General features: G+C 66.7%; 17 protein-coding genes and 2 tRNA genes. 13 read left to right on the top strand and 6 right to left on the bottom strand.

The window, feature by feature from the left end; genetic code table 11:
- Positions 1–63: 63 nt before the first annotated feature.
- Positions 64–1,797, top strand: coding sequence for a hypothetical protein (locus ASE70_RS04250; RefSeq protein ID WP_156355969.1), 1,734 nt, complete (start codon positions 64–66; stop codon positions 1,795–1,797).
- Between the two features lie 57 nt (positions 1,798–1,854).
- On the opposite strand, the gene ASE70_RS04245 is transcribed toward ASE70_RS04250, so the two are convergent.
- Positions 1,855–2,415, bottom strand: coding sequence for a YkgJ family cysteine cluster protein (locus ASE70_RS04245; RefSeq protein ID WP_056501747.1), 561 nt, complete (start codon positions 2,413–2,415; stop codon positions 1,855–1,857).
- Between the two features lie 146 nt (positions 2,416–2,561).
- Here ASE70_RS04245 and ASE70_RS04240 point away from each other — a divergent pair, with 146 nt between their 5' ends.
- The 3 genes from ASE70_RS04240 to ASE70_RS04230 are packed head-to-tail and all read left to right on the top strand — an operon-like array spanning position 2,562 to position 6,453.
- Positions 2,562–4,139: a DUF4153 domain-containing protein gene (locus ASE70_RS04240; RefSeq protein WP_056501745.1), complete on the top strand. Its 1,578-nt coding sequence runs from the start codon at positions 2,562–2,564 to the stop codon at positions 4,137–4,139.
- 11 nt (positions 4,140–4,150) lie between these two features.
- Positions 4,151–4,861, top strand: coding sequence for a response regulator transcription factor (locus tag ASE70_RS04235; protein ID WP_056501743.1), 711 nt, complete (start codon positions 4,151–4,153; stop codon positions 4,859–4,861).
- A complete protein-coding gene (locus ASE70_RS04230; protein ID WP_056501739.1) occupies positions 4,858–6,453 on the top strand; it encodes a sensor histidine kinase in 1,596 nt (531 codons plus the stop codon). The genes ASE70_RS04235 and ASE70_RS04230 overlap by 4 nt, the downstream gene beginning before the upstream one ends.
- Positions 6,454–6,679: 226 nt before the next feature.
- Here ASE70_RS04230 and ASE70_RS04225 read toward each other — a convergent pair whose 3' ends face one another.
- The 3 genes from ASE70_RS04225 to mutL form a co-directional block, all read right to left on the bottom strand.
- Positions 6,680–7,393 carry a hypothetical protein gene (locus ASE70_RS04225; RefSeq protein WP_056501734.1) on the bottom strand — a complete coding sequence of 238 codons (714 nt, stop codon included), beginning with the start codon at positions 7,391–7,393 and terminating at the stop codon, positions 6,680–6,682.
- Between the two features lie 624 nt (positions 7,394–8,017).
- Positions 8,018–10,186 carry a xanthine dehydrogenase family protein molybdopterin-binding subunit gene (locus tag ASE70_RS04220; protein ID WP_056501731.1) on the bottom strand — a complete coding sequence of 723 codons (2,169 nt, stop codon included), beginning with the start codon at positions 10,184–10,186 and terminating at the stop codon, positions 8,018–8,020.
- Between the two features lie 10 nt (positions 10,187–10,196).
- Positions 10,197–11,972, bottom strand: coding sequence for a DNA mismatch repair endonuclease MutL (gene mutL, locus ASE70_RS04215; RefSeq protein ID WP_056501728.1), 1,776 nt, complete (start codon positions 11,970–11,972; stop codon positions 10,197–10,199).
- 140 nt (positions 11,973–12,112) lie between these two features.
- On the opposite strand from mutL, the gene ASE70_RS04210 reads away from it, so the two are divergent.
- From ASE70_RS04210 to ASE70_RS04175, 8 genes are all read left to right on the top strand, one after another.
- Positions 12,113–13,156 (top strand): rod shape-determining protein, encoded by a 1,044-nt coding sequence (locus ASE70_RS04210; protein ID WP_055756311.1) that lies wholly within the window; start codon positions 12,113–12,115, stop codon positions 13,154–13,156.
- Positions 13,157–13,173: 17 nt separating this feature from the next.
- Positions 13,174–14,073 carry a rod shape-determining protein MreC gene (mreC, locus tag ASE70_RS04205; protein WP_056501725.1) on the top strand — a complete coding sequence of 300 codons (900 nt, stop codon included), beginning with the start codon at positions 13,174–13,176 and terminating at the stop codon, positions 14,071–14,073.
- On the top strand, positions 14,070–14,570 hold the full coding sequence (gene mreD / locus ASE70_RS04200) for a rod shape-determining protein MreD (protein ID WP_056400351.1): 501 nt from the start codon (positions 14,070–14,072) through the stop codon (positions 14,568–14,570). The genes mreC and mreD overlap by 4 nt, the downstream gene beginning before the upstream one ends.
- Positions 14,567–16,603, top strand: coding sequence for a penicillin-binding protein 2 (gene mrdA / locus ASE70_RS04195; protein WP_056501723.1), 2,037 nt, complete (start codon positions 14,567–14,569; stop codon positions 16,601–16,603). Before mreD ends, mrdA begins: the two co-directional genes overlap by 4 nt.
- Positions 16,600–17,736 (top strand): rod shape-determining protein RodA, encoded by a 1,137-nt coding sequence (gene rodA / locus ASE70_RS04190; protein WP_056400354.1) that lies wholly within the window; start codon positions 16,600–16,602, stop codon positions 17,734–17,736. The genes mrdA and rodA overlap by 4 nt, the downstream gene beginning before the upstream one ends.
- Before the next feature lie 114 nt (positions 17,737–17,850).
- Positions 17,851–17,926 (top strand) — tRNA-Lys (locus ASE70_RS04185).
- Between the two features lie 11 nt (positions 17,927–17,937).
- Positions 17,938–18,013 (top strand) — tRNA-Lys (locus ASE70_RS04180).
- Between the two features lie 39 nt (positions 18,014–18,052).
- Entirely contained in the window at positions 18,053–19,024 is a 972-nt protein-coding gene (locus ASE70_RS04175; RefSeq protein ID WP_056501937.1) for a 2-hydroxyacid dehydrogenase, read from the top strand.
- Here ASE70_RS04175 and asd read toward each other — a convergent pair.
- The gene (asd, locus tag ASE70_RS04170) at positions 19,021–19,872 is read right to left on the bottom strand and encodes an archaetidylserine decarboxylase (protein WP_056501721.1); all 852 of its coding nucleotides are present in this window, start codon (positions 19,870–19,872) and stop codon (positions 19,021–19,023) included. The two genes, ASE70_RS04175 and asd, sit on opposite strands and share 4 nt — an antisense overlap.
- Positions 19,873–20,013: 141 nt before the next feature.
- Between asd and ASE70_RS04165 the strand changes: the two genes are divergently transcribed.
- Positions 20,014–20,565 carry an FKBP-type peptidyl-prolyl cis-trans isomerase gene (locus ASE70_RS04165; RefSeq protein WP_056501719.1) on the top strand — a complete coding sequence of 184 codons (552 nt, stop codon included), beginning with the start codon at positions 20,014–20,016 and terminating at the stop codon, positions 20,563–20,565.
- 411 nt (positions 20,566–20,976) lie between these two features.
- Here ASE70_RS04165 and ASE70_RS04160 read toward each other — a convergent pair whose 3' ends face one another.
- Positions 20,977–21,939, bottom strand: coding sequence for a family 43 glycosylhydrolase (locus ASE70_RS04160; protein WP_056501716.1), 963 nt, complete (start codon positions 21,937–21,939; stop codon positions 20,977–20,979).
- Positions 21,940–22,185 lie beyond the last annotated feature (246 nt).

Genomic DNA, 22,185 nt, shown 5'->3' with positions numbered 1-22,185 from the left:
GACGCTTCCGTGGTTCTTTGCACCGCATAAGGGGAGAGCGGCGCGATGGTTCGGATGAATTGGGTGAGTGGACTGCTCTTGATCGCGCTCGGAGCGAACAGCGCGATTGCGACCGCGCAAACCGCCCCGGCCCCGCCACCGAACAATGATATCGTAGTGCAGGGTCAGCGCGCCCGACCAAGCAATTGGCGCGAGGCGGAGACGCAGCACGTCATCGTGCTGAGCAATGGTCGCGAACAGGAGGTGACGCAGATCGCGCACAATCTGGAACGGCTGTACTTCCTGCTGTCGGTCTTGCTCAACCGCACCGCACAGACCGATGATACGGTCAAGCTGCGCGTGACGCTGATCGGGGATGCCGCCGAATTCCAGGCGATGGATTTGCGGAACCTGCGCTGGCAGCAAGGGCCGTTCAACAGCGCGTTCGACATCCGCCGCTACTACGACCCACGGCAGGACGGCGCGGTATTGGCGACGACGCGGATCGACCAGCGCGTCGTCCTGCAGCGCGGCGTGGCGGTCGTCGATGCCTTGCAGGGCGTCCAGCTTGGCGGGCGTGGCGATCCCGGAGCTCCGCCCGGCACGGCCGGCACCGGTGCGATCGGCGGTCAGGCGGGGCTGTTCGGTCTTCAGAGCAGCGCCGACCTGATCCGACCGGTCAACGAGGAATCGGTCCCGCTCACCGCGGAAGGCATGATCTATGCGGGCTTTGCGCAGCATTACCTGACGACCTTCTTCCCCGCCGCCTATCCGCGCTGGTATCTCGACGGCTTCGGCCAGCTATTCTCGACGCTGGTGGTCCGCGGCGACACGATGATGGAATATGGCCGTGCGCCGGCCGGCACGACCGCGGTGCTGCACCGGTTCGGCAATTTCCGCCTCGCCGACGTGTTGAGCGGTGCCTATCTGACCCAATCGCCGGACAAGACCCGCTGGACGCCCGTCCATGCGTGGATGCTGACCCACTTCCTGTTCTTTTCGCCGACCCGTAGCGGCCAGTTCCGCAGCTATCTCAAAGCGATCGCCAACGGGACGCCCGCGTCGGACGCTGCGGCGGTGTTCGGCGACCCCGACGTCCTTGCCAGGGAATTGCGCAGCTATTTCTTCGCCAAGAAACCGTTCGAGCGGATGACCTATCCGGCGGACCGCGCGGACGGGCCGATCGTCCGCCGGTTGTCGCTGGGGGAAGCCGCTTTCGTGAAAGGGCGGCTGGAACTGGGGTCGCGGGTCGAGGTCGGGGGACCGCAACGCGATGCGTGGCTGCGACGGCTGCGCGACCAGGCGGCGATGTTTCCGGGCGACGAAGGCGCACAGGTCCTGCTCGCCGAGGCGGAGTGCCGCAGCGGCCATGCGTCGGAGTGCCGGGCGGCGGCCGATCGCGCGCTCGCCTTGTCGCCGACCGGCAGCGCCGCGCTGACGTGGCGCGGCGTGGCGATGGCGCAGGCCGCAACGGCGCTGACGGGAACTGCCCGCACCGAGATGCTGCGTCAGGCGCGCGCGACGATCGGAAAGGCAAACCGCGCCGATACCGAAGCGCCCGGCCCGCTGATCGCCTATTACCGCAGTTTCGCGGATGCTGGCGATCCGGCACCGGCCATCGCCGTCGACGGGCTTACCAAGGCGCTGACCGCAGTCCCGAATGCGCCGGGAACCCGGCTGGCGCTCGGCAGCGAACTGGCCTCGCGCGGTGTGCTGCCAGTGGCGCGCAGCACGCTGATGCCGGTGGCAAAAGGGGGCTATGACTCACCGGAGCGCGCCAGAGCACAGGCAGTGCTGGAGGGATTGGCAGGCCGGTAACCTCTGCGACCATGGGCAGCGTCGATCCGATGCGCTGCCCGCGGTTCCGAACCCTTTTCATCCGTCCGACGCGAACATCCCATATTGCTCGCGCCATGCCGCCACTTCGTCACGGAGCGCCGCGGGGGCCAGCGCGCCCGACAGGACGAGGCCGGCGATGTCGGGTTCGGGGTGCATCAGCATCTTCTTGTCGCCGTCACTGAACCAGACGGGGATCAGCCGGTCGCACAAAACGTCCAGAACCCGCGCGGCCATGCCGTTTGCGATCGCGTCGCTGCCGGGGAGCAGGCGGACGTTGATCGCCACCCCTTCGAAACAATTTTGCGGTTCGGCGACGAAATTGACCGAAATCAGCAGCCCGGAGCGGTCGGGTCGCGCGGCGTCGGGCAGGTCCTCCTCGCGCCGCCAGACACAGAACCACGTCCGGCAGATATGCGGCCGCACCGCATGAATGCCGCAGCCGTTCGCGATCAGATGGGTACAGGGGATGCCCGCCGGCTTGGCGAAGTCGGGCGAATTGACCGGCAACACCGTGCAGCAGGCGGTGCAGTCGCCACATGACCGATGCGACAGCACCGGGCCGAGCAGGTTCGTTTCCAGATCGGCGGCATCGTCCATCCGCCCCGGTTGCCGAGGCTCGCCCCAAAAGGCAACCGCCGGCCTGCACGAAATCTGCACCGTTTCCAGCCGGGTTCCGGACCGCAGCGACCGCACAATATGCAGCGGGCAGATGCATCGATGTCCCGGACCAACCGGAGACACCTATGGATATCGCCACCGCCTGCAAACGCCGCCGCGTCGTCTGGTGCATCGTCGCCGCTCTGATCATGGTCACGGCCGGCGACATATTGTTCTACCAGCAAGGCGCCTATGGCGGACAGATCGGGTTCGCCCTGGCGGCGCTGCTGCTGCTGGCGATTGCCTGCCGTCCGGCGATCTGGCGCGACCGGCGGGCTTGGGTCGCGGGCGGGGCCGCGGCGGTGTTCGCCGCACAGATGGTGCGAGGTCCAGGCCCGCTGGCGTGGAGCCTGTTCTGGATCGCGGCGGGCATGATGGTGCTGCTGCCGACGACCGGCCGGTTCGACGATGGCTGGCGCTGGTTCCAGCGACTATCGGCCCATGCGGCGGGATCGATCGTCGCTCCGGCAATCGATGTCGTCCGGTGGCGCAGGGTGTGCCGCGCCCGGTCGCACCGCAGGTTCGGGATGGCCGACGGCCTGCGCAGCATCGCCTTGCCCGCGATCGGCAGCGCGATCATCGTGTCGCTGTTCGCCAGCGCCAATCCGGTGCTGATGCAGTGGATCGACGCGCTGACCGGCCCGGCACGGTGGGAACCGGACGTCGGGCGCATGCTGCTGTGGATCGTGCTGCTGATCGGGGCATGGAGCCTGCTGCACCCCCGCGCGATCCGGCCGTTCCTCGGCACCTTCGACGGTAGCGGCGACCTGCCGCTGCCCGGCGTGACGATCGCATCGGTGCGCCGGTCGCTGATCGCATTCAACCTGCTGTTCCTCGTCCAGAATGCGATGGATGTCGCCTATCTGGGCGGACTTGCGCCGATGCCGGCCGGGATCACGCTGGCCGACTATGCCCATCGCGGTGCCTATCCATTGATCGCGACCGCGTTGCTCGCCGCGCTGTTCGTGCTGGTGACGTTGCGGCCGGGATCGCAGAGCGCGGCGGTACCGACGATCCGCCGGCTGGTCGTGCTGTGGATCGTCCAGAACCTGATCCTGGTCGCGTCGTCGATCGTCCGCACGGTCGATTATGTCGAAGCCTATTCGCTGACCGGGCTGCGACTGGCGGCACTGGCGTGGATGCTGCTGGTCGGATGCGGGCTGGTGTTCATCGTCTGGCGGTTGCTGACCGGACGCAGCGCCGGCTGGCTCATCAACGCCAATCTTGCCGTCGCCGGGCTGGTGCTGAGCAGTTTCGCGCTGAACGATACCGCCGCGATCGTCGCATCGTGGAACGCGCGCCATGCCGGGGATACGGGGGGACGCGGCGCGGCGCTCGATCTCTGTTACCTCCACGGGCTCGGCGGATCGGCGCTGCCGGCCCTGATCGAACTGGAGACGCGACCGGACCTCGCTCCGGCCCTGCGCGACCGGGTCCGCTACGTCCGCAGCGCGGTGATGTTCGCCATGGACCGGCGGATCGGCAATGGCGGCTGGACGTGGCAGGACGAACGGCGGTTGGCAGCGGCACGGGCGCGCCTGCCCGGACTTGCCGGAAAGCTGCCGATGCCCGACGCGACCCGCCAGTGCGACGGACGCATCAAGCCGCCCCCTGCCCCGCCCGCCACGGTCATCTCCACATTGACAGTCGAGGCGCGGCCATGATCCTGTGCCCCATGCCGCGTTCGATCCTGATCGTCGATGACGATCCGCACATCCGCCAGTTGCTGGTCTTCGCCTTTGGCAAGGCGGGGCTGAACACCCGCGAGGCCGGCGATGGCGAGGACGCATTGGCCAGCGCGACGCGCGACCCGCCGGACCTGATCGTCCTCGACATCAACATGCCGCGCATGGACGGGCTGGAGGTATGTCGCCGGCTGCGGGCCGCCGGCGATATCCCGATCCTGTTCCTGTCGTCGCGCGACGACGAGATCGACCGGGTGCTCGGCATCGAACTGGGCGGTGACGACTATGTCGTGAAACCCTTTTCCCCACGAGAGGTGGTTGCCCGGTCGATGGCGATCCTGCGCCGGACCGCCGCGCATCCGCCGCGGGCCGAAACGGTTGCGGGCTTTCGCTATGGCGGGCTGAGTATCGATGGCGAGGGGTGGGCCGCGCACTGGATGGGGCAAGAGGTCGCGCTGACGGTGACCGAGTTCACGATCCTGCGGACGCTGGCATCGATGCCGTCGCGCATCTTTTCGCGCGACCAGATCATCGACCGGCTGCACGGACCGGGCTTTGCGATCACCGACCGGACGATCGACAGCCATGTCCGCAACCTGCGCCGCAAATTCGCCGATGCGGGCTGTGCCGACCTGATCGAGACGCGGGCCGGGGTCGGCTATCGGCTGGGCAACTGCAAGGAACCGGTCGCGACGCCATGATCGCGTGGGCAAAGGCGGCCGTTGCACGGCATTGGCCGGTGCTGCGGCTGCGCACGATCCTGTTCAGCACGCTGTTGCTGGTCGCGGCCCTGCCCGGCTTCGGCGCGCTGTTCCTGCGAGTGTATGAGAACACCCTGGTGCGCCGGACCGAGGGCGAACTGATCGCGCAAAGTGCGGCGCTGGCGGCGAGCGCGGCGATCCTGTGGGCCGGACCGCGGCCGGCGGTGGCGCGGCCCCGCCCCGCATCGCGCAACCCCTATGATCCGCAGAGCGAAGTCGATCTGCGCGCCTCGCCGATCCTGCCGCCCCGCCCCGCTGCGCGCGCGACAGCCGATGCACCGCAACCCGATGCGCTGGCGACCGCGCGGCGGCTGCTGCCCGCGATCGAGGAGACCAGCCGCACCACGCTGTCGTCGATCCTGATGCTCGACGGCAGGGGCATCCTGCTGAACGGGGGCGAGGCGGGACGTTCGCTGCGGCAATTGCCGGAAATCCGGTCGGCGTTGGCCGGGCGACCGGCGACCGTGCTGCGCGAGAATGGCGACTATGTCTCCCGCTATCCGTTCGAATGGCTCAGTCGCGCGTCGAATCTCCGGCTGCACCATACGCGGCCGATCATGGTCGATGGCCGGGTTCGTGGCGTGTTGCTGGTATCGCGCTCGCCCCGCCCGTTGTTCAAGGGGATGTACGAGGATCGCGGCAAGATCGTGCTCGGCATCGTGCTGATCTTCGGTGCGCTGATCGTGCTGACCGCGATCCTGTCGCGCGCGATCGTGCGGCCGATCGAGCGGCTCAGCCGATCGACGCGGACGCTGGCATCGGGCCAGCCGGCGGCGACCGACCTGCCCTCGCTACAGGTCGTCGAGATCCGCGACCTGTTTCGCGACTTCGCGGTGATGGCCGACAGCATCGACAAACGGTCGCGCTATCTCCGCGACTTCGCATCGTCGGTCAGTCACGAATTCAAGACGCCGCTGGCGGGCATCAGCGGCGCGATCGAGCTGTTGCAGGATCATGAGGCGGACATGACGCCCGCCGATCGGCGGCAATTCCTCCACAACATGGCGATCGATGCCGAACGCCTGTCGCGACTGGTGCGGCGATTGATGGAGCTGGCCAAGGCCGATCTGCACCGGCCGGGCGGGAAACCCGGTGCGGCGTTGCCACCGGTACTGGCGATCGTTGCCGACGGATTGGCGACCGCCGGGTTCACCGTGTCGATCATGCTGCCCGAGCAACTGCCCCGGCTGGCGATCGATGCGCGGACGCTGGAGGCGGTGTTGACCACGCTGGTCGATAATGCCCGACAGGCGGCGGCATCGGTCGTGGTGGTTACCGCGGCGGTTGAGGACGGCACCGCCCTGATCGCCGTCGCCGACGATGGTCGGGGGATCGCGCCTGCCGATCGCGACCGCATCTTCGAGGCGTTCTTCACGACCAAGCGCGAGGCGGGGGGCACCGGCCTCGGCCTGCCGATCGCGCGGTCGCTGGTCGAGGCTTATGGTGGGACGCTGACCTTGGGGACGGCGATCGCCGGTGCCCGGTTCGAGATCGTCCTGCCGATCGACCGGGTAGAGCGGGCTGAGGCGTAGAGCATCACGCACGGCGCCGGGTCGGTTCAGCGCCGATCGCCATTCAAAGACCAGGCAGACTTCTCCCCTCCCTGGAAGGGAGGGGTCGGGGGTGGGTTGGTCCGTTGGCGAGCGTGACATTACCCTCGCGAGCCGACCCACCCCCAGCAGTTGCCGACCTCACCGCCGAATGCCGATCAGCGCGGGAACGGTGCCGGGCGGGGCGAACCCTGCCCGGCCCCTTCGATCAGCCGTCGATACCGTAGTGGAAATAGGTCACGCCGTTGATCGTCTCCTGATACAGGAAATCGATCGAGACCAGATTATGGCCGACGCCATTCAGGTCGATCTGCCCGCCCGGATGCTTGAAGCCGTCGCTGGACTTGGGACCGCCTTCGCCCGACAGGTCGAGGACGTCGTTGCCGCCGAAGCCGATGGTGGCGTTATCGTCATTGTCGAAAATCTGCCGGGTGGTGACGATCTGATCGTCGCCACCGAAGCCGTTGATCGTGTCGAAACCGAGGTTCAGACCCAGCGCGTTGTCGTAGAAGAATTTGTAGCTGCCCGACGACGCGTCGAAATTGTCGTTGGTGACCTTGCCTTCGGTGAACCCCGCCAGCCGGACCGAGGCGTCGGCATAGGCATGGCCGCCGTCCTTCGATCCCAGATAGCGCAGGTTCACTGCGCCGCCATCGGCGGCGACCAGCGTCAGTTGGTCGGCGCCACCGGCACCATCGACCGCAATCACGCCATTCTCGCCAGCGTCGACCGTATCGCCGATCGACCGATAGTTGATGAGCGAGTCGTTCTTGCGGAAGGTCAGGATCGTGTCGTCGCCGACATCGCCGTTGCTCACGATATAGGCGGTCGCGATTTCGTGGCCGAAGACGACGTCATTGGTGCCGTTCGCGACCAGAACGGTCGACGCAGCGGTAGTGATGAGCGAATTGTTGCTTGGCATGATGCCCCCTCTTGAAAAATCCTCCCGGCCATGCCCCCGCGGTTCCCGAACGGCTGGCGGAAGACCGGGTCCGTCAACGCGACGATCCGGCTGCGACGATGCGCGAAACCGACAACCCGGTTCGTGCCAAGCGGTTCCAGGAAAACAATATTTTTACAATATGCTGGGGTGTTAGCGAAATATTAACCGTTGTCGATATCGCATTGTAAACGTCGTCGGGGTTGATCTTCTTAACTATTTCGCTGATGGACAGCATTCTTTTTCCTGCGGTTTCCAGTCGAGGCTATCCGGTCAATGGGGTCCGATCTGGAAGAATAATGCCAGCAACGATATCGCCACGGTCGTGGCGATAGCGAGATAGGTCATCAACAGCTTGGGCGGTCTGGTCATCGGCAAAACCTGTCTTTGAAATTCGGGGCGACCCGGTCAGACCGCGACAAAGCGTGGTCGTCGCAACCGTTCCGGGGAAAATCGCCAGACCAATGGCCCGCTTTGCCATACCGACGACTTGATCGGTCCGACGTACAAGCCGACAGATGATGACGGACAACAGCGGCGGCCCCCATTCGGCGGCGCACTACCTTTGGCGCAGCCCGTGAAATCCGAGTGCCGGTCGCTGAAAATCTACATTCCGGCCAACAGCTTGTCGATGGTGATCGGATAGTCGCGCACCCGGACGCCGCACGCATTGTAGACAGCATTTGCCACCGCCGCGCCGACGCCGCAGATGCCGAGCTCGCCTACCCCCTTCGCCTTCATCGGCGACGACAGCGGGTCCTCTTCGTTGAGGAAGATGATTTCCTGATGCGGGATATCGGCATGGGTCGGCAAATGATATTCCGCCATATCGTGATTGATGAACCCACCGAGCCGGGCGTCGACCACCAGTTCCTCGGTCAAAGCCGCGCCGACGCCCATCGTCATTGCGCCCAGTATCTGGCTGCGCGCCGATTTGGGGTTGAGGATGCGTCCGGCGCCGAACACGCCCAGCATCCGCCGCACCCGGATCTCGGCGGTATCGGCGTCGACCGCGACTTCGACGAAATGCGCGCCGAACGTCGCCTGGACGTACTTCCTGGTCAGGCTGCCGAATTCAATCCGGTCCTCGACCTCGATCCCCTGCCCGCCCGCGGCCTCGCCCAGCGCCACCGACTTGTTGCCCGACCACACCCGGCCATCGGCAAAGCGCGCGGTGGCGGCTTCGAAACCGGCCGCTCCGGCGATCCGGTCGCGCAGGCCGACACAGGCAGCATAGACGCCGGCGGTCGAGCTGTTCGCGCCGAACTGTCCGCCCGATCCGGCGGAGATCGGAAAGCTCGATTCTCCCAGCCGGACGGTCACCTGTTCGAGGTCGACGCCCAGCATCTCGGCGGCGGTCTGGGCGAGGATGGTGTAGCTGCCGGTGCCGATGTCGGTCATGTCGGTGGTGACGGTCACGTGTCCGGAAACATTCATACCCACGCGGGCGGCCGATTTCAGCACGATATTGCCGCGATAGGCCGCCGCCATGCCCATGCCGATTTGCCAGCGGCCATCGCGCCGCGCGCCCGGCGTTGCCACCCGCGCGCTCCAGCCGAAACGATCGGCCCCTCCGCGCAGACACCCGACCAGGTCGCGGTGCGAGAAGCGGCGTTCGGGATTTTCGGGATCGACCTGCGTATCGTTCAGGATGCGCAATTCGACGGGATCGATGCCGAGCTTTTCCGCCAGTTCGTCCATCGCCGCTTCGATCGCCATCATGCCCACCGCTTCGCCGGGCGCGCGCATCGCGTTGGATTCGGGCAGGTTGAGCGTCGCCAGCCATTCGTCGACGCGGCGGTTCGGCGCGGCATAGAGCTGCCGGGTCTGCGCCCCCGCCCCTTCGGGACTGCCGCCAGCGACGTCGCCCGACCAGCTTTCGTGCCCGATCGCGGTCAGCCGCCCCTCCCGCGTCGCACCCAGCCGCAAACGCTGGATCGTCGCCGACCGGTGCGGGGTATTGTTGAACATCTGCGGCCGGGTCAGCACCACCTTCACCGGCCGCCCCACCCGCCGCGCCGCAACCGCGGCCAGCACCGCATCGGCGCGGACCCACAGCTTGCCGCCGAACCCGCCGCCGATATGGTGGGCGACGATCCGCACCTTCTCCTTCGGCATGGCGAGCACCTTGGCCATGTCGCGCGCCGCCCAGTCGACCATCTGGTTCGCGGTCCACAGCGTCAGTTCGTCGCCGTCCCACGCCGCGATCGTCGCATGCGGCTCCATCATCGCATGGGCGTGATCGGGGGTGGTGTAGGTCGCATCGACCTGCACCGCGGCATCGGCGAAGGCGCGGTCGAAATCGCCATGATCGTGCGACGAATGCCGCGTGGCGGCGTCCTTTGCCCCGGCAAGGTCGAACACCCCGTCGTCGGCAGCATAGTCGATCCGGACCAGCCGGGCGGCGGCGCGCGCCGTTTCGAAGCTGTCGGCCACGACCAGCGCCGCCGCCTGCCCGAACTGATCGACCTGCGGACCGGCGAGCATCGGCACCTTGTGATCGTCGCCGCGCGCCAGCGGCCCGGCATTCTCGTGCGTCACCACCGCCAGCACGCCGGGCGCGGACAGCGCAGCGGCGGCGTCGATCGCCACGATCCGTCCGCTGGCGATCGTCGTCGTGACGATCATGCCATAGGCCATGTCGGTAGGCGCGAATTCGGCGGCATAAGTCGCACGGCCAGTGACCTTCAGCGGCCCTTCGATCCGGTCGGTCGGGCGGCCCAGAACCCGCATGGTATCGGTCGGGTTCGGTCCGGCGGCTTGGGTGAACTTCATGGCTTGCTTCCTATTTCCGGCCGAACAGCTTTTCGATATCGCCATGCGCCAGCTTGATCCAGGTCGGGCGACCATGGTTGCACTGGCCCGAATGTGGCGTGACTTCCATTTCGCGCAACAGCGCGTTCATCTCGACGACCGACAACACCCGCCCGGCCCGCACCGATCCATGGCAGGCCATGGTCGCCGCGACATGGTCGATGCGTTCCTTGAGCGACAGCGCCGCGTCATGCGCGCGGATCTCGTCGGCCAGATCGGTGACGAGGCCGATGACATCGCCCTGCCCCAGCACCGCCGGGACGGCACGCACCAGCATCGCGCGCGGCCCGAACCGTTCGAGCTCCAAGCCGAATTCCGCCAGCTCGTCGGCCTTGTCCTCCAGCGCGTCGCAGGCGACTTCGTCCAGTTCGACCACTTCGGGGATCAGCAGCGCCTGTCGCGCGACCCCGCCCGTCGCCAACGCCGCGCGCATCCGTTCCAGCACCAGCCGTTCATGCGCGGCATGCTGATCGACCAGCACCAGCCCGTCCTCGGCCTCGGCAACGATATAGGTCCGCGCAACCTGTCCGCGGGCGGCACCCAGCGGGAATTGCGTAACGGCGGGCGGCGGTTCGCTGGCGACTTCGGCGCGTGCCTGCGGCGGCGGGGCGAAGAAGGTCGGGCGACGTTCGTTGAAGGCAAACCCCGACTTTATGGTCGCCTCCGCCAACGGAGGCAGCGGCAGCGCGGACGGGATGGCCGGTGCGACCGGTTCCGACGTCCATGCCGCCATCGCTTCCTCGGCAGGGCGCTGCGCCGCGCGAAAGCCGGCCTCGTCGAGCGCCCGGCGCAGGCCGCCGACGATCAGGCCGCGCGCGGCCGCCGGGTCGCGAAAGCGCACCTCGGTCTTGGCAGGATGGACGTTCACGTCGATCAGATCGGGATCGACGTCGAGGAACAACGCCACCACCGCATGCCGATCGCGCGCCAGCATCTCGGCATAGGCACCGCGCACCGCCCCCGACAGCAGCCGATCCTTTACCGGGCGGCCGTTGACGAACAGATATTGATGATCGGCCACGCCGCGGTGGAAGGTCGGCAGCCCGGCGACGCCGCCCAGCCGCATCCCCTCACGCGCCCAGTCCAGCCCGACCGAATTGGCGGCGAGCGCCCGGTCGGTCAGCGCCGCGACGCGCTCGGGCCGCGACTCGCCGGCCTGCACGCCCAGCACCCGCCGGCCGTCATGTTCGAGGGTGAAGGCGATGTCGGGGCGTGCCATCGCCAGTCGCCGCACCTGATCGACGCATGCGGCGAATTCCGACCGGGCCGAGCGCAGAAACTTGCGCCGCGCCGGCACGCGGGCGAACAGCCCTTCCACCCGGATGCGGGTGCCCGGCGGCACGGCGGCGGGGCGATCGTCGACCACCTCGCCATTGTCGACGGTGCGCAGCCAGCCCTCCGCCCCCGCCGGTCTGCTCTCGATCGACAGGCGGGCTACGCTGGCGATCGACGGCAACGCCTCCCCCCTAAACCCGAGGGTCGTGACCGCTTCGATCCGGTCGTCGGGCAGTTTCGAGGTGGCATGGCGTTCGAGCGCCAGCGCCATATCGGCCGGTCCCATGCCACAGCCGTCGTCGGCAACCTCGATCAGGTCGATGCCGCCACTGGCCAGGCGAACCGATATCCGGGTCGCTCCCGCGTCGATCGCGTTCTCGACCAGTTCTTTCAGCGCGGAAGCAGGGCGTTCCACCACTTCCCCGGCGGCGATGCGGTTGACGAGATGCTCGGGGAGACGGCGTATTGACATGGAGATCGCTCTAGCCCAAGCGGCCTCATCCCGCGACCTGGAACTGCCATCGTGCAACCGATCGGATAGCCGATCGGACGGGTCGAGGTACAAGCTGCGAACCGCCGCGTCGGGACACGCGGGCAAAGACGGAAGTATCGATGGCCTTCTTCTCGCGTTTCTTCAAGTTCATGTCGCACGACATGGCGATCGACCTGGGTACCGCCAATACGGTGGTATATCTGCGCGGTCGCGGGGTCGTGCTGAACGAACCGTCGGTGGTGGCGGTCGAAACGCTGAACGGCGTCAAGCGGGTGAAGGCGGTCGGCGACGACGCCAAGCTGATGATGGGCAAGACGCCGGGATCGATCGAGGCGATTCGTCCGCTGCGCGACGGCGTGATCGCCGACATCGACGTCGCCGAACAGATGATCAAGCATTTCATCCAGAAGGTGCATGGCCAGCGCCGCTTCATCCGCTGGCCGCAGATCGTGATCTGCGTGCCGTCGGGATCGACCAGCGTCGAACGCCGCGCGATCCGCGATGCCGCGTCGAACGCAGGCGCTTCGCAGGTATGGCTGATCGAGGAGCCGATGGCCGCCGCGATCGGTGCCGACATGCCGGTGACCGAGCCGATCGGGTCGATGGTCGTCGACATCGGCGGCGGCACCACCGAAGTCGCCGTTCTGTCGCTGCGCGGGCTCGCTTATTCCACGTCGGTTCGCGTCGGCGGCGACAAGATGGACGAAGCGATCGTCAGCTATGTCCGCCGCAACCACAATCTGCTGATCGGTGAAGCCACCGCCGAACGGATCAAGCAGGAAGTCGGCACCGCCAAGCCGCCGGCGGACGGCATCGGTACGCTGATCTACATCAAGGGCCGCGACCTGGTGAACGGGGTCCCCAAGGAAATCCAGATCAATCAGGGCCAGATCGCCGAGGCGCTGTCCGAACCGGTCGCCGCAATCGTCGAAGGCGTGCGGATCGCGCTGGAAAACACCGCGCCCGAACTGGCCGCCGATATCGTCGATCAGGGCATCGTGCTGACCGGCGGTGGCGCGTTGTTGCAGGGGATCGACGAGGTGCTGCGCGACGAGACCGGCCTGCCGGTGACGGTCGCCGAGGACCCGCTGACCTGCGTCGCGCTCGGCACCGGGCGTGCGCTTGAGGATCCGATCTACAAGGGCGTCCTGCTCGCCGTTTGATATAGGGGTCGGGGAGCATGGCACCGCCACGCAACCACCGTCCGGGGTTCTCGCGGCGGGCGCAGTATACCGTGTTCGCGGGCTATGTGCTGGCGGCGAGCGGCGCATTGGTCGGTGCCATTCTGCTCCTGATTTCGATCATCGATCCGCGCGCCTTTGCCGTGTTCCGCGGGGCGGTACGCGAAGCGACGACGCCGGTCTCGGCCGGGCTCGACTGGGTCTGGGACGGGGTGTCGTCGGTGCCGCGCGGGATCGGCGATTATTTCGGTGCGGTCGATGAAAACCGGCAGTTGCGCGCCCGCGAGGCGGCGACGCGACGCTATCTGATGCAGGCACGGTCGCTGAACCGCGAAAATGCGCGGTTGCGGACGTTGCTGGCGCTGCGCGACCGGTCGGCATCGCCGGTAATCGCGGCGCGGCTGGTCAACAGTTCGGCCGGCAGCACCCGGCGCTATGCGACGCTGAACGCCGGATCGTCGCAGGGCGTATTGCGTGGGCAGCCGGTGCGCGGGCCCGACGGACTGATCGGTCGAATCGTCGAAACCAGCCCGAACACCGCCAGCGTCCTGTTGATCCTCGACCCCGAAAGCATCGTGCCGGTCCGCCGGACCCGCGACGGGCTGTCGGCAATCGTCGCCGGTCTGGGTAATGGTCAGGTCGAGGTTCGCACCGCCGGCGTGGTCAATGCGCCGTTGCTGGCGGGCGATGTCTTCGTCACCTCGGGGACCGGCGGCCTCTATCCGCCCGGCATTCCCGTCGCCCGGATTTCGCGCAGCCAGCGCGACGTCGCCCCGGCGCGGGTGTTCGCCGAACCGGACGCGCTCGACTTCGCGCTGGTCGAGCGGGCGTTCCTGCAACCGCCGGTGCCGCGCCCGACCCCGACGCCCACGCCCAGTCCCGAGCCCGCCGCCGAATGAAGCTGCTGGGGCCCGACGACGATCGCAACGATCGCGTCCTGACGCGCAAGGCGGTCATCAGCATTCTCGCCGGATCGTTGATGACGCTGATCCCGGTGGTGGCATCGGTGCCGTTCCTGCCGCCGTTCGGGCTGTTGATGTTCCTTGGCTGGCGACTGTTCCGGCCCGGTGCTCTGCCGGTCTGGGCAGCGGCACCGCTTGGCCTGTTCGACGATCTGGTCAGCGGACAGCCGCTGGGCAGCGCCGCGCTGATGTGGCAGATATGTTCGCTGATGCTCGATCTGGTCGATACACGGCTGGTGACGCGGGATTTCTGGCAGGACTGGCTGCTGGCGGGCGGATCGATCGCGCTGTGCCTGATGGCGGGGCGGATCTTCGCCAGCCGGCTTTCGGCGCAGGTCGATATGGCGTTGGTATTTCAGATCGTGGTGTCGGTGGCGTTGTTTCCGCTGGCCACGCGGCTATGTACGGCACTTGCGGGCCGTGAGGATGAATGAGCAGGATCGTCACCGAAGCCGCACAGGCGTTCAGCTTCTCCCGGCGGGCGATGGTGCTGGGCGGCGCGCAGGCGGCGGTCGGCGTCGTGCTGGCCGGGCGGATGGCATGGCTGTCGGTCGCCGAGAACGAGCGGTATAACCTCCTCGCCGAAAGCAACCGCGTCAACCTGACCATGATCCCGCCGCGCCGCGGCTGGATCATCGACCGACATGGTGCGCCGATCGCCAACAACCGCACCGATTTCCGCGTCGACCTGATCCCCGACCGGATGGAGGATGGCGACCGCGTGCTCGGCGAGTTGCAGCAATTGCTGGCGCTGACCGTCGAGGATATGGCGCGCATCCAGACCGACCTGAAGCGCGCCGGCAATTTCACGCCGGTGCAGGTCGCCGAGAATCTCGACTGGGAACGGTTCGCGGCGGTCAGCGTCCGCCTGCCCGAACTGCCGGGCGTGCAGCCGACGCGGGGGTTTTCGCGCAGCTATCCGCCGGGGGCGGCGGTGGCGCATCTGACCGGCTATGTCGGTGCCGCGACCGCCGAACAATTCAAGCAGACGCGCGATCCGCTGATGGTGACGCCGGGGTTCAAGCTCGGCAAGGATGGCCTTGAAAAGACGCTCGAACCCGACCTGCGCGGTGCCGCCGGAGCCAAGCGGGTCGAGGTCACGGCGCGCGGCCAGATCGTCCGCGAACTCGAAACCCGCCCCGACAAGCAGGGCAAGAACGTCCGGCTGACCATCGATCTGGGGCTGCAGGAATATGCGGCGCGGCGGCTGGGTCCCAACTCCGGATCGGCGGTGGTGATGGACGCGGTGACCGGCGACGTGCTGGCGATGGTATCGATGCCGGCCTATGACCCCAACAGCTTTTCCGACGGCATCGGGCGGCTGGAATGGAAGATGCTGTCGAGCGACGACCATATTCCGTTGATGAACAAGACGTTGCAGGGCCTGTATCCGCCGGGGTCGACGGTGAAGCCGATGCACGCGCTGGCGATCCTGCGCGCGGGGATCGATCCGCATCGCCGGGTGAACTGCTCGGGCGTGTTGCAGGTCGGCACCGGTCGATTCCACTGCCACAAGCGCGGCGGCCACGGCCCGCTCGACATGGTCGGCGCGGTCGCGCAGAGCTGCGACATCTATTTCTACACGATGGCGCGCGAGCTGGGGTACGACAATTTCGCGCCGACCGTGCGCGCGATGGGGTTGGGGCAGGAATATGATCTGCCCTTTCAGTCGCAACGCTATGGCACCGTGCCGGATAGTGCGTGGAAGTTGCGCAAATACAAGCAGAAATGGACCGTGGCGGACTCGGTCAACGCGTCGATCGGGCAGGGCTATGTGCTGACCAATCCGCTGCAACTGGCGGTGATGGCCGCCCGCATCGCGCAGGGGCGACAGGTCGTGCCCCGCCTGCTGCTCGACACCCCGCACCGGCCCGCACCGTCGATGAACATCGATCCGGCCATGCTGGAGACGGTGCACAAGGCGACATGGGCGGTCATCAACGGCGGTGGTACCGGCGGGCGTTCGCGGTTTCAGGGATTGCCCGGCATCGAACTGGCGGGAAAGACCGGCACGGCGCAGGTTCGCCGCATCACCATGGCCGAACGGCGCACCGGCGTGCTGGGGGATGGTGCCCTGCCGTTCAAGATGCGCGACCACTCGCTGTTTATCGGCTACGCTCCCGCCAACGCGCCGCGCTATGCGGTGTCGGTCGTGCTCGAACATTCCGGCCACGTCTATACCGCCGCGCCGATCGCCAGCGACATCCTGTCGTGGCTGTTCGACCGGGACAAGGCGATGGCCCGCCTCGAACCGCTCGAACGCGAATGGGGTGGCGACATCAACGCCCGCATGGCGACCCAGTGGCGGAGTTTCGAAGCCGCACAACGCGTGCCGGTGCTGAGCGTCCCTGCGACGCCGGCGGATGTCGAGGGGGCGACGACCAACGTCGTTGATTCCGCTGTCGCCAACCAGATCGAACCCGACCCCGCCGTCGCCCAATCGAACGAAACCCGACGTACAGAATGAAACGCCTCAACCAAACGACTTCGCACGGGCTGGGCTTCGTCCCCGCCCCGCTCGCGCAATTGCCGTGGCGGGTGCTGTTCCTGCTGTTGGCGATCGGCGGCTTCGGACTGGTCGTGCTGTTCTCGGCGGCCGGCGGCAGCGTCCAGCCTTGGGCGTCGCGACAGGGGATCGCCTTCGCCATCTTCCTGCTGCTCGCGATCGGTATCTCGCGCATCCGCCTGACCTTCTGGCGCGACCTCGCGCTGCCGGCCTATGCCGTCATCACGGTCATGTTGATCCTGGTGGAACTGGCCGGGGCGGTGCGTGGCGGATCGCAGCGCTGGCTCGATCTCGGCTTCATCCGGGTTCAGCCGTCCGAATTCATGAAGCCGGCGATCGTGCTGGCGCTGGCGCGTTTCTACGAATTGCTGCCGGCGGGCGAGATACGGCGGTTCAGCGCGGTGTGGCCGGCGGCGGCGATGCTGGGCATCCCGGTGGTGCTGGTGATGCTGCAACCCGATCTGGGCACCGCGCTGATGATTACTGCCGGCGGCCTCACCGTCATGTTCCTCGCCGGGCTGCCGATCCGGTTGTTCGTCGGCGGTGCGCTGGGGCTGGCGATCGCGGCCCCGCTCGCCTTCCATTTCCTGCTGCATGAATATCAGCGCAATCGCGTGCTGATCTTCCTCGACCCCGAAAGCGACCCGCTGGGCACCGGCTATCATATCAGCCAGTCGAAGATCGCGATCGGATCGGGCGGCATCTTCGGCAAGGGGTTCCTGAACGGCACGCAAAGCCATCTCGACTATCTGCCCGAAGGGCATACCGATTTCGTGTTCGCGACGATGGCGGAGGAATGGGGGCTGGTCGGCGGTGTGTTTCTGATCACGGCGTTCATCCTGCTGGTCCGATGGGGTGTCGGCGTCGGCGTGCGGGCGGAGGGGCGGTTTTCGAAGCTGGTCGCGGGCGGGCTGGCGACGACGATCTTCTTCTATGTCGCCATCAACCTGATGATGGTGATGGGGCTGGCACCCGTGGTCGGCATCCCCCTGCCACTGGTCAGCTATGGCGGATCGGCGCAGATGACGGTGCTCGGCTGTATCGGCATCCTGATGGCGATCGACCGCGAGAACCGCGAACGCGTCCGCTTCTGACGCTAATTTTCAGGCTGGCGAGAAATAGGGTTTGCATCGCCGGCAAGGTTCGCTAAAGGCCCCGCTCCAACGGCGGAACGGCCCCAAACCGATCCGCCCCATCGCGCAGGCGACGGACGCATAGCTCAGTTGGTAGAGCAGCTGACTCTTAATCAGCGGGTCCTTGGTTCGAGCCCAAGTGCGTCCACCACCTGTCCGAATGGACGCATAGCTCAGTTGGTAGAGCAGCTGACTCTTAATCAGCGGGTCCTTGGTTCGAGCCCAAGTGCGTCCACCAGTTTTCGAACCGGCACCGCCGTTCGCGTGTTATCATCGCATGATGACCCATCCCCAGATCCTGATGCCCGCTGCGCTGACGCCCGATGTCATCGCCGCGCTCGAAGAACGTTTCACGCTGCACCGGCTGTGGGAACAGGACGACCGTGACGCCTTTCTCGCGGAGGTCGGACCCGACGTCGTCGGCATGGCGGTGACCACGCTTGCCGGAAGGATCGATGCAAGCTGGCTCGACCGGTTGCCCGCGCTGGAGATCATCGCCAGCTTCGGCGTCGGTTACGACAATATCGATGCCGATGCCGCCGCAGCGCGGGGCGTGATGGTCACCAACACGCCCGGCGTCCTTGACGATGAAGTCGCCGACCTCGCCGTCGGGCTGCTGCTGGCGACGCTGCGGCGCATTCCACAAGCCGATCGGTTCGTGCGCGATGGGCGCTGGTCGTCCGGGACGTTCCCGCTTTCGCCGACGCTGCGCGGACGCCGGGTCGGCATCGTCGGGCTGGGAGCGATCGGCAAGGCGATTGCGAAACGGATCGAGGCGTTCGGCGTGCCGATCGCCTATCACGGGCGGTCCCGGCAGGATGGCATTTCCTATCGCTATTTCGACACACCGGCGGCACTAGCGGCGGCATCGGACGTCGTCATCGTGATCGTCCCCGGCAATAGCGGAACCCGGCACCTGATCGATGCGGAGGTGCTTGCGGCGCTCGGCCCCGACGGCGTGCTGATCAATGTCGCGCGCGGCAGCGTGGTCGACGAACAGGCGCTGGTGCAGGCGTTGCGGGCCGGCACGATCGGGGGCGCGGGGCTGGACGTGTTCGAGGATGAGCCGAACGTGCCCGATGCCCTGCTGGCCATGGAGAATGTAGTGTTGCTGCCGCATATCGGATCGGCGTCGGTCGCGACACGGGCGGCGATGGGGCAGCTGGTCGTCGACAATCTGATCGCGTGGTTCGATGGCGATCCGGCACGGACGCCGGTGCCGGAGACTGCGGCGTTGAACCGTCGTTAGGCCGGCACGACGCCCATCGCCTCGCCCAGCCGGACCGGTCGTTCCGGTGCCCAGTCCGGATTGAACGCGATCCGGCCGGGTTCGAACAGCATGACGATGGTCGATCCCAGCAGAAACCGTCCCATTTCCTCGCCCTGTTTCAGAGCGACGTCGCCTGGGCCGTATGACCATTCGACGATCTGTCCGGTCCGTTTCGGGTTGACGACACCGTGCCAGACGGTCGCCATGCTGCCGACGATCGTCGCGCCGACCAATATCATCACGAAGCGGCCATGTTCCGGTGAATCGAAGACGCAGACGACGCGTTCGTTGCGGGCGAACAGATTCGGCACGCCGCGCGCGGTAACCGGGTTCACCGAATAGAGCGCGCCCGGCACATAGATCATGCGCGACAATACGCCGTCGCACGGCATGTGCAGGCGATGATAGTCCTTGGGCGACAAATACAAGTTGGCGAAGGTGCCACGCAGGAACGGTTCCGCGAGGGTCGCGTCGCCGCCGACCAGTTCGGTAGCGGTGAATCGATGCCCCTTGGCCTGGAAGATCCGGCCGTCGTCGATCGCGCCGAACTGGCTGATCGCGCCATCGACCGGGCAGACGAAGTTGACACCGGCGAGCGGCCGGACGCCGTCGCGCAGCGGGCGCGTGAAGAAGTCGTTGAACGATTTGTAGCTGCCAAGGTCCGAATTCGCGGCTTCGCGCATGTCGACACCATAATGCCGCGCGAACCACCGGATCAGTCGCGGCGTGAGCAGCGCGGATTCCGCACGCGCGACCCGGCCGGCGAGGCCGGTGAGGTGCCGTTTGGGCAAGAGATGTTGAATCAGGATCTTCAGACGGTCGGACACAATCGGCCTTTGGATGGGACGCACGGATAGCGATGACGTCGCGACCGGCCTTGTCAGGTCGACCGACGCTAGGCAGGCGGCGGCATATGTCCAGCGGAAACGCATGGCGCGGCGGGGCGGTCCGGCCTATACGCGCGCCGCATGAGCCAATTGTTCCGCGCCGCCCGCCTGTCCGCCCTGCCCCTGCTGGCGCTGCTATCGACCGTACCGGCCGTCGCGCAAAAGCCCGTCGCGGTGGTGAAGCCCGACAATGCGATCATCCCGCTACCGCTCAACCCGACCATCCCGGCCGGACAACGGCTGTGTTCGACCAGAACGGCGTCGGGCCTCGGCTATACCGTCCTGCGGCCCGGTACCGGCACCCGGCCGACCGCGAACGACATCGCGCTGGTCAACTATATCGGCTATCTGGCGGCCAGCGGCAGGATGTTCGATCAGGGCATGCAATCGCCGCTGCCGATCGATCAGGTCATTCCGGGCTTTTCGGAAGCGTTGCAGACGATGACCAGGACGTCGGTCGTGCGTTTCTGTATTCCCGCCACGCTCGGCTACGGCGTGCGGGAATCGGGGCCGATCCCGGCCAATTCCGATCTGGTGTTTCAGGTCGAGCTGCTCGATTTCAAGACCGCGGCCGAAGTTCAGGCGATGAACAACCCGGTTGCGGCGGAGCCGGCCCCTGCCGCGAAGCCGTGACTGACGGGGCTGGAGGCGCGGTGCGCCGGGTTTGAACCGAACGCGGCAATGACTCGCCGTACCCCGGCGCGGGCGGGGGTCCAGAGCCAAGCAGAACAACGGCTTGCGCTTGGAACCCTTGGGCCCCCGCGCAGGCGGGGGTACCGTCGGGGGCAAGGTGTCCGGATTTTGGTAAAGGTTCTGCGGGACCCAAGCCGCGGCTTTGGGCCGGTCGGATCAGTCTTCCCAAGACCAATCGACCTTCAATTGAACGGGCGCAGGAATACCGTTCCACTGCTTGTCGTCACTCCCGCGCAGGCGGGAGTCCATATGCGCCAATGTCGCGAATCCAGCCAAAACGTCGGCGTTTATGGATTCCCGCCTGCGCGGGAATGGCGAAGTCCCCTGGTTATCACTGAATGTCGATCGGCCCTACTTGCCCGCCAGCGTCGGCGCAGCCGCGCCGTCGGTCATCCTGATCGGCAGGATGCGGCCGTCGCGGGCATATTGGACCCGGTCGACCGCTACCTGCCGCTCGCCGCGATAGGGCGCGCCGCCCTGCGGGTTTTCCCAGCGGTGATATACGATCAGCGACTGGCCGTTCGGGGCGGTCACGAAGCTGTGATGGCCCGGCCCCTTGTGCGTCGCGTCGCTGGTCAGGATCGGCCCACGATATTTCCATGGGCCGACCGGGGACGGCGCGGTCGCGTAATGCACCGAATAGTCGGGTCCGTTGAACCGGCCATGGCTGTACGACAGATAATAGGTGCCGCCGCGTTCGTGGAGGAACGCGCCCTCGGTAAATTGCGGCGGGTTGGCGACCGGCACTTCGCGGGCGATGGTCACCATGTCGGGTTTCAGTTCCCACACCCGCAGCTTCGCGCCGGCGCTGCCGCCGGCATAGAGATAGCTCTTTCCCGACCGCCGATCGTTGAAGACCATCGGGTCGATCGCTTCGAAGCCTTTGCCGCCGGTCACCAGCGGGCGGCCGCTGTCGCGATAGGGTCCCTCCGGCCGGTCGGCGACGGCGACGCCGATCCGGCTGGGGGTGGGGTTTTGCGGCCCAACCGAGAAATAGAGATAATATTTGCCGTTTCGCGTCGCGACGCCGGGTGCCCAGAGGAAATGTTCGGGCGCGCCGTCATCCGTGATCCAGCCGATCTGGTCGCGGCGGATCAGTTCGCCGCGCGGTCGCCAGTTCTTCAGGTCGTGGGTCGAGAAGGCACCGAACCGGTCGGCGGCCCAGCTTCCGCCGGGGCCGCCGGTGGGGAAGACCCACAGTTCGTTGCCGATGAACATCGCGTGCGGATCGGCACCCTGAAACTGCGGATTGCCGGCCGGGGCGGCGGCGACGCTGGTGAGGAGGATCAGCGGCAGGAACAGATGTTTGCGCATGGGGGGTTCCCGTGGGTTCGGAGGATCGTGTGTTGGTTCGTCGGGACGTTGGCGAAACTGCTCCGCCGTTCCTTTCGAGATCATGCCTGCAAGAGCCGTCCGCTCAACCCTGAATTCGCCGTACCCCCGCGAAGGCGGGAATGTTCACTTCGGACTCTGTAGACGTTTTCTGGCGAGGAAGATGTCGAGGGTGATCTCGAGCATCTGTTGGGTCTTGGAGGCGCGTTTGGTTCGGCGGTTGAAGCG

The organism is Sphingomonas sp. Leaf22 (genome assembly GCF_001421715.1).
Classification (GTDB): domain Bacteria; phylum Pseudomonadota; class Alphaproteobacteria; order Sphingomonadales; family Sphingomonadaceae; genus Sphingomonas.
Note: the sequence above shows the minus strand (reverse complement) of the source record. Positions and strands in the feature narration are given on the sequence as shown.